At 50.0% G+C, this 11,761-nt stretch carries 13 protein-coding genes; 2 read left to right on the top strand and 11 right to left on the bottom strand.

Annotated elements, in window-relative coordinates; all coding sequences use genetic code 11:
• Window positions 1-128 precede the first annotated feature (128 nt).
• Complete coding sequence (gene ppnP, locus EDM21_RS04050) at window positions 129-446, bottom strand: pyrimidine/purine nucleoside phosphorylase (RefSeq protein WP_157333135.1); 318 nt, start codon at window positions 444-446, stop codon at window positions 129-131.
• Between the two features lie 76 nt (window positions 447-522).
• Entirely contained in the window at window positions 523-2,544 is a 2,022-nt protein-coding gene (gene tkt, locus EDM21_RS04045; RefSeq protein ID WP_157333133.1) for a transketolase, read from the bottom strand.
• A gap of 147 nt (window positions 2,545-2,691) precedes the next feature.
• Between tkt and EDM21_RS04040 the strand changes: the two genes are divergently transcribed.
• Window positions 2,692-3,141, top strand: coding sequence for a hypothetical protein (locus EDM21_RS04040; protein WP_157333131.1), 450 nt, complete (start codon window positions 2,692-2,694; stop codon window positions 3,139-3,141).
• Window positions 3,142-3,355: 214 nt separating this feature from the next.
• On the opposite strand, the gene purU is transcribed toward EDM21_RS04040, so the two are convergent.
• Complete coding sequence (purU, locus tag EDM21_RS04035) at window positions 3,356-4,246, bottom strand: formyltetrahydrofolate deformylase (protein ID WP_157333129.1); 891 nt, start codon at window positions 4,244-4,246, stop codon at window positions 3,356-3,358.
• Between the two features lie 64 nt (window positions 4,247-4,310).
• The gene (locus tag EDM21_RS04030; RefSeq protein WP_157333127.1) at window positions 4,311-5,438 is read right to left on the bottom strand and encodes a deoxyribonuclease IV; all 1,128 of its coding nucleotides are present in this window, start codon (window positions 5,436-5,438) and stop codon (window positions 4,311-4,313) included.
• A 159-nt stretch (window positions 5,439-5,597) separates the two neighbouring features.
• Between EDM21_RS04030 and EDM21_RS04025 the strand changes: the two genes are divergently transcribed.
• Window positions 5,598-6,032, top strand: coding sequence for a DUF2621 domain-containing protein (locus EDM21_RS04025; protein WP_157333126.1), 435 nt, complete (start codon window positions 5,598-5,600; stop codon window positions 6,030-6,032).
• Window positions 6,033-6,365: 333 nt separating this feature from the next.
• On the opposite strand, the gene EDM21_RS04020 is transcribed toward EDM21_RS04025, so the two are convergent.
• The 7 genes from EDM21_RS04020 to galU form a co-directional block, all read right to left on the bottom strand.
• On the bottom strand, window positions 6,366-6,584 hold the full coding sequence (locus tag EDM21_RS04020; protein ID WP_157333124.1) for a hypothetical protein: 219 nt from the start codon (window positions 6,582-6,584) through the stop codon (window positions 6,366-6,368).
• A gap of 229 nt (window positions 6,585-6,813) precedes the next feature.
• Entirely contained in the window at window positions 6,814-6,993 is a 180-nt protein-coding gene (locus EDM21_RS04015; protein ID WP_157333122.1) for a hypothetical protein, read from the bottom strand.
• 39 nt (window positions 6,994-7,032) lie between these two features.
• The gene (locus EDM21_RS04010; RefSeq protein WP_157333120.1) at window positions 7,033-8,181 is read right to left on the bottom strand and encodes a DegT/DnrJ/EryC1/StrS family aminotransferase; all 1,149 of its coding nucleotides are present in this window, start codon (window positions 8,179-8,181) and stop codon (window positions 7,033-7,035) included.
• Between the two features lie 2 nt (window positions 8,182-8,183).
• A complete protein-coding gene (locus EDM21_RS04005) occupies window positions 8,184-8,855 on the bottom strand; it encodes an acetyltransferase (protein WP_157333118.1) in 672 nt (223 codons plus the stop codon).
• Window positions 8,852-9,466 carry a sugar transferase gene (locus tag EDM21_RS04000; protein ID WP_338043940.1) on the bottom strand — a complete coding sequence of 205 codons (615 nt, stop codon included), beginning with the start codon at window positions 9,464-9,466 and terminating at the stop codon, window positions 8,852-8,854. Before EDM21_RS04000 ends, EDM21_RS04005 begins: the two co-directional genes overlap by 4 nt.
• Window positions 9,467-9,522: 56 nt before the next feature.
• On the bottom strand, window positions 9,523-10,860 hold the full coding sequence (tuaD, locus tag EDM21_RS03995; protein ID WP_157333114.1) for a UDP-glucose 6-dehydrogenase TuaD: 1,338 nt from the start codon (window positions 10,858-10,860) through the stop codon (window positions 9,523-9,525).
• Entirely contained in the window at window positions 10,857-11,756 is a 900-nt protein-coding gene (galU, locus tag EDM21_RS03990; protein WP_157333112.1) for a UTP--glucose-1-phosphate uridylyltransferase GalU, read from the bottom strand. Before galU ends, tuaD begins: the two co-directional genes overlap by 4 nt.
• Window positions 11,757-11,761 lie beyond the last annotated feature (5 nt).

The following is an 11,761-nucleotide window of genomic DNA, read 5'->3' as shown; positions in this document are numbered from 1 at the left end:
CACGAATTATGTATTCACGGAAATCGGGAGAATGCCAAGAATATCAAGTTGTTTGTGCAACTGCGCCGGTGTAGACCTAGCAATTTGTATGGGATCAATCTCGGCCAATACCGTGTTAACAGTTGTTGTTACTCCGCAATGTAGGAGCAGCAATAGTCCGTCACCGTACGGATTTCCAGCTTAAATTTGGCGTTGGCCGGCACTGTAAACTCGCCTTGGCCCTGTATTTCGATCCATTCCGAACTGCCCGGCAGAAGAACGCGCAGATCTCCGGCTAGAATCTCCATAATTTCTTTGGCATCCGTACCGAATTCATACTCACCCGGCAGCATAATTCCGAGTGTTTTTTTAGTGCCGTCCCCGAAAATAACCGCACGGCTCGTCACTTTTCCATCAAAGTATACATTCGCTTGCTTGATTACCGTTACATTTTCAAACTTAGACATACTTTCTCCTCCTCATGATGAGCGGATGCACGGAAGGACGGCCTATGACAGGACCGCCCCCGGTGCATTACCCTATTTATTTAAGCAGGTCTTTGACGCGGGAAGCGACGTTCTCTGCTGTAAATCCGAATTCCTTGATAAGCAGGTCGCCAGGCGCGGAAGCACCGAATGTGGAGATGGCAAGGATGGAACCTTCGTCTCCCACATAGCGTTCCCATCCAAGCGGGTAAGCCATTTCTACGCCAAGACGCTTCTTGACATTCGGAAGCAGGACGGAATCTTTGTATTCCTGTGACTGCTTCTCGAAAAGCTCCCAGCTAGGCATGCTGACTACACGAACGTGGATGCCTTCTTCAGCCAGCAATTTCTGAGCCGCTACACCGTGCTGAACCTCAGAACCGGTTGCGAGAATCAGGGCATCCGGCTGACCATTCGGTGCATCCGATACCACATACGCGCCTTTAGTGAACTGCTCACGTGCGTATTGGGCTGTACCTTCAAGCTGCGGCAAGTTCTGACGGGTCAGGATTAGAGCTACCGGGCCTTCCTGGTTCTCAACCGCATAGCGCCATGCTTCGGATGTCTCGTTGCCGTCCGCCGGACGGAGAACAGTCATGCCCGGGATCACGCGAAGCGCCGCCAGTTGTTCGACCGGCTCATGGGTCGGTCCGTCTTCGCCGACGCCGATGCTGTCATGCGTGAAGACATAAACGACCGGCTGCTTCATCAGGGCAGCCAGACGGATCGCTGGACGCAGGTAATCCGAGAATACGAAGAACGTAGCTCCATATACACGAAGACCGCCGTGCAGACTGATGCCGTTCAGAGCGGTTCCCATGCCGAACTCACGCACGCCGAACCAGATGTTGCGGCCGGCATAGTTCTCGGCATTGAAAATCGCTGCGCCTTTGATTTCGGTATTGTTGGAACTTGCAAGGTCGGCCGATCCGCCGAAGAAGTAAGGAATATTCTTGGCGATTGCGTTCAGTGCATTACCGGACGCTGCGCGGGTTGCAATCGCCTTGTCTTGCGGCGTATACACCGGCAGGTCTTTATCCCAGCCTTCCGGCAGCTTGCCGCTTTGGCCCAGTTCAAACTGCTCGGCAAGTTCAGGGTAGGCTTTGCGGTAGTCTTCGAAGAGGCTCGTCCATTCTTGCTCGGCTTGAACGCCTCTTTCCTTCACAGCTGCATAATGCTCACGAACTTCGGCAGGCACGTGGAAATCTTCTTCGAATGACCAGCCGTAGAATTCTTTGGTCAGTTTCACTTCATCCAGTCCAAGCGGTGAACCGTGTGTGCCTCCATGACCGCCGATGCCGCCTTTGTTCGGGCTGCCATAACCGATCGTCGTTTTCACTTCGATCAGAGTCGGGCGGGTCGTATCCGCTTTGGCTTCTTCAACCGCACGGTTCAGAGCATCGAGATCGTTCTGCTCCTCTACGCGGATAACCTGCCAGCCGTAGGCTTCAAAGCGCTTATGTACGTTCTCTGTGAAAGATACATGCAGATCGCCATCGAGTGAAATATCGTTGGAATCGTACATCACGATAAGCTTGCCCAGCTTCAGTGTAGCCGCTAGAGAGACCGCCTCGGAAGCCACGCCTTCCATCATGTCGCCGTCACCGCAGATTGCATAGGTATAGTGATCAATAACCGGGAAGTTATCACGGTTATAGAGACCGCCCAGGTGCGCTTCAGCCATCGCCATACCGACTGCCATCCCGATCCCTTGTCCGAGCGGTCCGGTCGTTGCGTCAACACCTGCCGTGTGGCCGAATTCCGGGTGTCCTGGAGTCAGACTTCCCCATTGGCGGAAGTTCTTGATCTCTTCCATCGGAAGATCATATCCGGTCAGATGCAGAATAGCGTAGAGCAGCATAGAACCGTGTCCTGCGGACAAAACAAAACGGTCACGATTGATCCATGACGGGTTCTGCGGGTTATGTTTCATCTGGTGCGCGAACAAAGTATAAGCCATTGGAGCGGCTCCCATAACGATACCGGGATGACCGGAATTAGCTTTCTCAATCGCATCGATACCGAGCGTACGGATCGTGTGTACAGCAAGTTGCTGAATAGTCGTATTGCTTGCAGGCATGTGTAAATCCTCCTATTAAAAGTCTCGTGGTATACTATTGCTATTCTCTCCATTATAAAGATAAAATTCGAAACCGCAAACAAATTGCGTAATCCTCTTCAACGGATACTCTCTAAGAAACCCACCAGCAGAAGGAGCGGTTTTTCAATGAAAAAGGTCCCGGCCCATTTACAACCGGCTCTTTGGAGCCAAATACTTATTTACGGTCTGGTTCCCGGAATTATTCTCGGCCTCATGTTCAAAACGGTCGAGTTCTACCAATTTACCCGTGTGTACACACTCCTGCTCAATGTCGACTTTATTCCGGGCTTCCAAAAGGACCTGCCGGAATGGTTCGAATTCTCCCTGCATCTTGCCGTCTCTCTCGGTCTGGGTGCGGCCTTCGCCGTGCTGCTCAGAAGATACTCCCGGCCCTGGCTGCCGGGGCTTCTGCTCGGCCTTGTCCCTGTCCCGCTATTCGTCCCGCTGACGCTGCTGTCAGCCCGGACACCCGAGCTGAGTGACGGAGCTGCGCTCGTCTGGTGGGTTGCCGGCCATCTCATCTATGGCCTGCTGCTGGGCTTGCTTGGACGCATCATGAGCGGACCGCGCAAATGATCCCTGGGATGATCGCGGAGGCTGATTGAGCTTCAACGAGCAGGGACTGGCCACGGATTTAAGCGCCAAAAGACCCCGGTAAGGTATAAACTTAGCGGGGTCTTTGGTGTCTGTGTGCTTTTAAATTTTACGGCCAACAAGTCAAACCGGTTCCTAAAAGACAAGCACGCCCCGTCTTCCGATAAGGGCGTGCTTGCTTGAGCCGACATATAAGTTATTTGCTGAAAACGACGGTCTTGTTCTGATGAACGAGAATACGGTCTTCTGTATGCAGGGAAACTGCACGCGCCAGCACCGTACGCTCAATATGACGGCCAATGCGCTTCAGATCATCGACATTATCGCGGTGACTCACACGCTGAACGTCCTGCTCGATAATAGGGCCGCCATCCAGCTCTTCCGTTACGTAATGAGCCGTCGCTCCAATGAGCTTCACGCCGCGGTTTTGCGCTTGGGCATAAGGCTTGGCGCCCACGAAAGCTGGCAAGAAAGAATGATGGATATTAATAATCCGGTTATGATACCGCTCAATAAAGGACGGGGGTATGATCTGCATGTATCTCGCCAGAATAACCAGGTCCACCTGATCCTTCATCAGCTCCAGGTGGCGCTTCTCCACTTCCGCCTTGGTGTCCGCCGTTACCGGTATGTGATAATACGGAATGCCGAAGGATTCTACGAGCGACTCCATATCCGGATGATTGCTGATGACCATGGCAATGTCCGCATCCAGGTCGCCGGCGCGCCAGTGCCAGAGCAGCTCCAGAAGGCAGTGATCTTCCTTGGATACGAAGATGGCAAGGCGTTTTCTGCGGCTGGCCAGCGACAGGCTCCATTCCATGGAGAATTCAGCCGCTACCTCTGCAAAATCCTGCTTCAGCTTCTCCTGGCGATTCTCCAGGTCCGTTAAGTCGAACGCGATGCGGATAAAAAACATCCCGCCTTCCGGGTCCATTGTGTACTGGTCCGATTGCACGATATTAGCGCCATACCCGGACAGAAATTTGGATACCGCCGCGACAATTCCCGGCCGGTCCGGGCAGGAAATCAGCATTCTGCCTCGGTTATGATTACCGGACGCGCCGGATGCTTTTATATCAACCATAATTACGCAAGCTCCTTTATTCCTATGCTTAATTGTTCATCAGGCGCGGGGCCTGAATCTGGACTTACAAAGATTTAAGCAATTCTTTACCGGCAAGCCACGCGGTCAGGCGGTGATTGATCTGCTCTTCGGTCAATTCCGGGAAGAGACGCTCTTCTGCGATCATATCGTAGAGGCGTTCCATCGGCTCGCGGCCGTCCGCTTTTTTGGCCTTGGCATCGTCTTTGAGCAAAGCCCATGTAGACAGGACAAACTCACGCGGGTCCACTTCTTTCTTGTCGAAAAAGAAAGTCAGACGCTCCAGGTCCTCACCGAACGATTCGCCGAAACGGCTCAGCACGGTCCCGCTCAGCATCGCGATCTCGATCTCGTACATCGGACGCTGTGTCTTGGCGTCTTTACCGATCCAAGGCGTCTCGAGAATCAGCGGCAGGTGACGCAGCTTCTCGTGATGGACCACGCGGTTCATCGCTTCAAAACCAATCCAGCCCGCTCCTACCGGAGCATGCCGGTCTTTGGAAGCGCCGCGGCGGTTCTTGCTGTCGTTCAGGTGAACGACGCCGATGCGCTCAAGTCCTACGGTACGGTCGAATTGATCCAGCACGCCGTCCAGGTCATTGACGATGTCATAGCCTGCGTCATGAATGTGGCAGGTATCGAGACAAACGGTCAGGCGGCCGTTATTATCGACCTTGTCGATGATCTGCGCGATTTCCTCGAAGCTGCGGCCCATCTCGGTGCCTTTGCCAGCCATCGTCTCAAGCGCAATATGAACCTTCGTGTCCTTGATCCCTTCAAGCACTTCATTCAGTCCCTCTGAAATGCGGGCAAGTCCGTATTCGGCATCTTTATCCGTAAATGCGCCCGGGTGCAGGACGATATTGTTGACGCCCAGATAGTCGGTGCGGCGGATTTCGTCCTGTAGAAATTGAACGGCGAGCTCGTACGTGTTGTCTTTGTAGGAACCCAGATTAATAATATAAGGGGCATGCACGACGATCTCGCCGATTCCATGCTCCTGCATCAGGGCTTGTCCCTCTTCGACAAACTGAGTCTCGATAGGCTTCCGTCGTGTATTCTGAGGTGCTCCTGTATAAATCATAAACGTGCCGGAGCCGTAAGATACGGCTTCCTGGGCCGCGTTTAGTAGTCCTTTGTCGGAAAACGAAACGTGTGAACCGATTTTTATCATAATAAGGCTCCTTGCTTTGTAAATTCTTTTCACCCTATTTTACAGGCAATATCGCAAGAAAGCCAGAAATAAGGTATAATTTCAAGTATCTGTTGAGCGGCTCACACAAGTATAAACTCGCTGCCCGCGGATATAATCGTGTAGAGGTGAACTTTTTCCATGAACAACAATTCTTTGTTTATGTGGTTTATTAGCATATGGCCCTTCGTGCTGCTCGGTATGATGGCGATCGGCGGATTTTTTATGTTCCGTAAGTTCCTCAAAGTTCTTCCCAAAGCAGATGGAAAATCGAAGCTCGACTGGCAGAATTATTATGTCGAGAAGTCCCGTCACATGTGGACGGATGAATCCAAGGCTTTTCTCAACAAATTAGTTTCTCCCGTACCCGGACCCTTCCGTGATATTGCCAAACATTCGATCGCAGCCAAGATCGCTGAGGTGGCGCTTGAGGAGAAGGCATCCGAGGTTACCCGAGATCACTGCATCAAAGGCTACATCATTGCGACCCCGAAGAGGGATTACCGCAGCCTGATGGTTTTTCTGGAGAAAGAAAAGATTGATTATGCGCCCTACAAACACCTCTTTAACACCTGATGCGCAGACTTATTTCTTCTATATAATAGGGGAGCCCTTACAAGCTGAGCTAATCAATCCCATGTGGAATATCTCGCTAAGAATAGCCCTACTTCTTCCCGCAATAAAAAACCGCTCAGCCCTATTCGGGGCTGAAGCGGTTTTTGTGCTAAGAAGAACGACCAGGAGCACTCAATTCTATTACAGCGATCATAATCCTGCCGATAACAAGGTAATACTCAGCATCAAATAAAGCAGGCATACAACGGCCACGGTTCCGGCTTGGATGCCGTCTAGCGGTATGCCATCTCTCCTCTTGTTTAACCAACGCGGCACTCGTTACACGGCTGCTGCTCAGGCCATTAACGGAAGCGGCGCCACATAATCCTCCGCACGGCCATTAGGCTGTGAAGTACCGCTGGCATGCGAATTCGAGCTTGGAGTCACACAGCTTTTGCAGCTGGCGAGCGGAATGGACACCCGGTAAAAACCGGTTTTGAAAATCTTATCTGCCTGCGTCCGCGAAACGATTGATCCACAGTGAATGCAATAGACCAGATCCAAAGATTTCATGCGCGTTCTACACCCTCTTCATTTGATGCTTATTGTCGCAACTTGTTACATTCTGTATTGTAAATTATTATAAGATACAATATGTAACAAATCAAGAGGAAAATCTATGTTTTTTTGCATTTTAAGAGTTTTTTATAAATGATTCCCATCCCAATCCCCACTTCACTTCGCCCAAACAAAAAAATCCCCTAAGAACAATGAAGTCCTTAGGGGATTGATCCAACCATCGCTATCTGTCGACAGGGTACAAATTGATGCTGCCGGCTACTTTTACATGTTTAATCATAATACTTCTAATATCATCCATGAACGGCTGAAGAGTCTCTGCAGGTTCATTCGTCTCCTCTACCTTTTGGATAAATTGTTCCAGTTCCCAAATGAGGTACATTCTTTCATTTTCTGAAGTCATACGTTCATCCACCCCGGGTATACCATCCATACCAGCCAATTAACGAACGGCATATTTTACAACCGATAATATGTGATCAATGACGCGATTCTGATCCGACTCAGATAGGCTGGAACCGGAAGGAATACAGATTCCCGTTTGGAATAAGCGTTCGGACACACTATTTTCCTCAAGGTGCGAGTAGTAACTGCTCTCTTTAAAGAGAGGTTGCAGGTGCAGCGGTTTCCAAACCGGCCTTGCTTCAATGCTGTCAGAGGTAAGTTTGTTCAAGATCTCGGAAGCGCTCACCCCCGTTATGTCCGGATCGATTGTCAGAGTGGTCAGCCAGCGGGTCGATCTTCCGTACTCAGCCTCCGGCATAAAACGGATTCCTTCGATTTCACCCAGCGCTTTGTTATATCTCTCAAAAACTTGTCTGCGGGCATTCACCCTATCCTCCAAAACCTGCAGCTGTCCACGTCCCACACCGGCCAGTATATTACTAAGTCTATAGTTATACCCTGTTTCACTATGCTGGTAATGCGGAGCCTGATCCCTGGCCTGGGTCGCCCAAAAGCGCGCCTTCTCCAGAGCTTCCGTGTCATCGGATACGAGCATGCCTCCGCCGGAGGTGGTAATGATTTTGTTTCCGTTAAAAGAGAAAATGCCGAACTTACCGAGCGTTCCGCTTGCTTTACCTTGGTATGTAGCTCCTAGCGATTCCGCCGCATCTTCAATAACCGGTACCTGATAGCTGTCGCAAAGTGCGAGAATTGCGTCATAATCCGCACTCTGTCCATACAAATTTACAACGACAACGGCTTTAGGCAATTTCCCGTTCTTCTCCGCCTGTAAGAATGCACGTTCCAATGCCAGAGGGGACATATTCCAGCTATCCGGCTCGGAATCGATAAATACGGGAGCGGCGCCCTCATAGAGGATAGGATTGGCACTTGCTACAAAAGTAAGGGACGAACAAAAGACGCTATCACCACGACTAACGCCGACTAATTTGAGAGCAAGATGCAAAGCCGCTGTCCCTGAACTCAAAGCGGCAGCTCCGGCTGTTCCAACATAAGCGGCGATCTCTTGCTCGAAGGCATCCACGTGTGGACCAAGAGGAGCAATCCAGTTCGAAGAAAAGGCTTCACGTACGTATTCTTGTTCCTTTTCTCCGATATGCGGAGGCGATAAATAAACACGACTCATTTTCACAGCACCTGCCAGTTCTTATTATGGGATTTGATAACTTTTGCCGGGACACCCACTGCTGTACTCCACGAAGGAATCGATCTATTGACAACAGCACCTGCACCAATAATCGCGCCATGCCCAATATCAATACCGGGCAGAACAACAGCACCTGAGCCAATACTGCAAGATTGTCCAAGTATAGCGCCGCCAGATATTCTGGATCCGGGAAGCAGGGTGACCCCTTCCTCCAAAGCGGAATCATGGCCTATACTGGAGCAATAATTAACAAGCACATGGTCCCCGATGCGGATATTCGTAGTCACTACACATTGAGCACAGATTACAGTTCCTTCACCAATATGTATTCGATCCCCGATCACCGCCGTAGGATGGATTAATGTTGCAAAAGCGCAAGCCGGTTGAATTTCTTTCATCCTTCCGACTATTTCCAGTCTTACCAGGGAGTCCCCTACTGCACATATGAAATAAGCTTGATTGTAAGGCGAATCGGCCAGCTTATTCAAATCTCCTAAGACAGGGAATCCCATCACCTGCTTATCCAGAAGTTCCTCACGATCATCCAAAAATCCGAGCAGGTTCCACTCGCTAGTATTTCGGTTGATGTCGCGGACCAGCTGGACGGTTTCCCGCCCCTGTCCTCCCGCACCAACGATAATAAGATCCTTCATAACGGAGCGTTACTCCCTTTATCATCCATCCCCATAAATGCAGGCATCGTTACATGACCCGCTTGGCTTATTCCTTCCGACTTGAATACTTTCTTGAACGTGAGCAGCAAAATTCTCATATCCAGCCAGAACGATTGATGATCCACATACCATACGTCAAGTTCAAACTTCTGCTCCCAGGTGATCGCGTTTCTTCCATTCACTTGAGCCCAGCCGGTAATCCCTGGTTTGACACTGTGTCTTCTCGCTTGCTCAGGTGTATAGCGATTTAAATAATCCATCAGAAGCGGACGGGGACCCACCAGACTCAGATCTCCTTTTAGAACATTCGCCAACTGGGGTAGTTCATCCAAACTTAATTTTCTAAGCACCTTGCCAAATGCAGTGAGCCTGATATGATCCGGCAGCAGAACACCGTTCTCATCTTTCTCATTATTCATAGTCCTAAATTTGTATACATAAAAAGGTTCTCCGTGCAGTCCGGGCCGCTGCTGCTTAAAAAGGACCGGACTCCCCAGCTTCGAACGGATCAGTAATGCCAAAAGAAGAATAAAGGGGAGAAGCAGAAGAAGCCCTGTTATGGATACGATCAAATCAAAACTTCTTTTCACCATGGTTTCACCACTTATTGTTATTGGATTTCCCTTCCGATATAGAAACAGGGATTTTATACAGTAACAGCCGCAGGCACCGCCGTCCGGATCACCTGCCGTCCAACCGAGTGATACTCAAATTGATGCGCCCGCATGACATCCAGCTCGAAGCAATTGCGGCCATCGATCATGACCGGGCTTCGGAGAAGGCGATGTACACGCTCCAGATCCATATTCACTATCTCACTCCATTCCGTTAGAATAACGCAGGCGTCACAATCCGTGACGCATTCGTAAAGTTCATGGGCATAGTCCACTTCATCAGGCAGATATTGGCCCGCTTCCCTAATCGCAATCGGATCATAAGCGCACACGTCTGCGCCCATCTCCAGCATTCTTGGAATCAGGCTGAGAGAGGGGGCTTCGCGCACATCATCGGTATTCGGCTTGAATGAGAGTCCTAACACAGCTATTTTCTTCCCCCGCAAGCTGCCTAGTGACTGAACCAGTCCATCCATAATTAAGAGGCGCTGATTTTCATTCGTCTCAATGACAGCTTCGAGTAATTTGAAGGAGTAGCCGGCTTCCTCCGCAATATGTTTAAGAGCATACGTGTCTTTGGGAAAACAAGAGCCGCCATACCCGATGCCAGCCTGCAGAAACTTATTGCCGATCCGGCTGTCCAGGCCCATTCCGGCGGCTACTTCTGTTACATCCGCCCCCACTTTGCCGCAAATATTGGCGATCGCATTGATGAAGGAAATTTTCGTAGCCAGAAAAGTATTCGCTGCGTATTTAATCATCTCTGCACTCTCAAGGCTGGTCTTGAAAATAGTGGTTTCAAAGGGGGCATGCAGCTCCGCAATTGCCTCTGCCGCTTGAGCATTGCCGGCTCCTATTACAGCTCTCTCCATATTCATGCAATCATGGATAGCGGAGCCTTCTCTTAGAAATTCGGGATTCGAGACAACGTCGAAAGTCTGCGAGGAGTCCGGGAGATTGTCACGGATTAAGGATTCCAGAAGACGGCCGGTTCCGACCGGGACGGTACTTTTGGTCACGATGATCTTATGTGTATTCATATTGCGGCCTATCATTCTTGCCGCTTCTTTAACATAACTAAGATCCGCCTCGCCGCTGGCTGACATCGGGGTGCCGACTGCAATAAAGATAACAGCCGAGTCCTTAATGACGCCGGCAATATCAGAAGAGAAGGAAAGTCTGCCCTCTGCGGCATTCTTCTTCACCAGTTCCTCTAATCCGGGCTCAAAGATTGGGATATTGAATTGCTTCAAGCGGGTTATTTTGGACTCATCAATGTCGCAGCAGACAACCTTATGCCCTACTTCCGCAAAACATGTTCCCGATACTAAACCGACATATCCAGTCCCGATCACACCGATCCTGTTCATAATATTCCTCCCTGAACCATAAGCTCTTTCTCAAAAATCCGGTGAAGATAACTGCGGACTTCCTGTCTGAGATCTTCTCTCTGAAGTGCGAAATCTATCGTTGCTTTAATAAAACCGAATTTATCACCGACATCGTAACGGACTCCATCGAACTGATAAGCGAGCACCGGATGAATATCGTTCAGTTTGCGAATGGCATCCGTCAATTGAATTTCTCCCCCTGCACCTTCCTCTTGGGTCTCGAGAATATCAAAAATCTCAGGGCATAAGATGTACCGCCCCATGATCGCATAATTGGATGGCGCGCTTCCTACGGCAGGTTTCTCCACCAGGGAACGTATGGTAATGATATTGGAATGTACCGCCTGCCCTCCCGCATCCACGATTCCGTATTTGTGAACATCCTGGTCAGGCACCCACTGGACTCCGACAACAGTGGACTGGTGTTCCTCATAGACTTCCATCAATTGCCGGGTGCATGGTTTAGCGGATTGAACGATATCATCCCCCAGAAGAACGGCAAAGGGTTCATTGCCGATAAATGTCTTGGCGCAGTATATAGCATGACCTAATCCCTTAGGCTCTTTTTGTCGGATATAATGAATATTAGCCAAATTGGATATTTCCCTGATTCGTTCCAGCTCTTCGAATTTCCCTTTGTTCTCCAAAGTTTCTTCGAGCTCGAAAGACTTATCGAAATGGTCCTCTATCGCTCTTTTCCCGCGTCCGCTGATGATTAGAATATCTTCAATTCCGGATTCAATTGCTTCTTCCACAATATATTGAATCGTCGGCTTATCTACAATGGGCAGCATTTCTTTGGGCTGTGCCTTCGTTGCCGGGAGAAATCGGGTCCCTAAGCCAGCTGCGGGAATTATCGCTTTTTTCACCTTCATACCGG

Source organism: Paenibacillus lutrae, assembly GCF_009757775.1.
Taxonomy (GTDB): Bacteria; Bacillota; Bacilli; order Paenibacillales; family NBRC-103111; genus Paenibacillus_F; species Paenibacillus_F lutrae.
The sequence above is the reverse complement of the archived record's forward strand: the minus strand, read 5'-3'. Positions and strand labels throughout refer to the sequence as shown.

Coding starts and splice junctions, on each gene's coding strand:
- ppnP (WP_157333135.1), bottom strand. CDS start 446: ATGTCTAAGTTTGAAAATGTAACGGTAATCAAGCAAGCGAATGTATAC.
- tkt (WP_157333133.1), bottom strand. CDS start 2,544: ATGCCTGCAAGCAATACGACTATTCAGCAACTTGCTGTACACACGATC.
- EDM21_RS04040 (WP_157333131.1), top strand. CDS start 2,692: ATGAAAAAGGTCCCGGCCCATTTACAACCGGCTCTTTGGAGCCAAATA.
- purU (WP_157333129.1), bottom strand. CDS start 4,246: ATGGTTGATATAAAAGCATCCGGCGCGTCCGGTAATCATAACCGAGGC.
- EDM21_RS04030 (WP_157333127.1), bottom strand. CDS start 5,438: ATGATAAAAATCGGTTCACACGTTTCGTTTTCCGACAAAGGACTACTA.
- EDM21_RS04025 (WP_157333126.1), top strand. CDS start 5,598: ATGAACAACAATTCTTTGTTTATGTGGTTTATTAGCATATGGCCCTTC.
- EDM21_RS04020 (WP_157333124.1), bottom strand. CDS start 6,584: ATGAAATCTTTGGATCTGGTCTATTGCATTCACTGTGGATCAATCGTT.
- EDM21_RS04015 (WP_157333122.1), bottom strand. CDS start 6,993: ATGACTTCAGAAAATGAAAGAATGTACCTCATTTGGGAACTGGAACAA.
- EDM21_RS04010 (WP_157333120.1), bottom strand. CDS start 8,181: ATGAGTCGTGTTTATTTATCGCCTCCGCATATCGGAGAAAAGGAACAA.
- EDM21_RS04005 (WP_157333118.1), bottom strand. CDS start 8,855: ATGAAGGATCTTATTATCGTTGGTGCGGGAGGACAGGGGCGGGAAACC.
- tuaD (WP_157333114.1), bottom strand. CDS start 10,860: ATGAACAGGATCGGTGTGATCGGGACTGGATATGTCGGTTTAGTATCG.
- galU (WP_157333112.1), bottom strand. CDS start 11,756: ATGAAGGTGAAAAAAGCGATAATTCCCGCAGCTGGCTTAGGGACCCGA.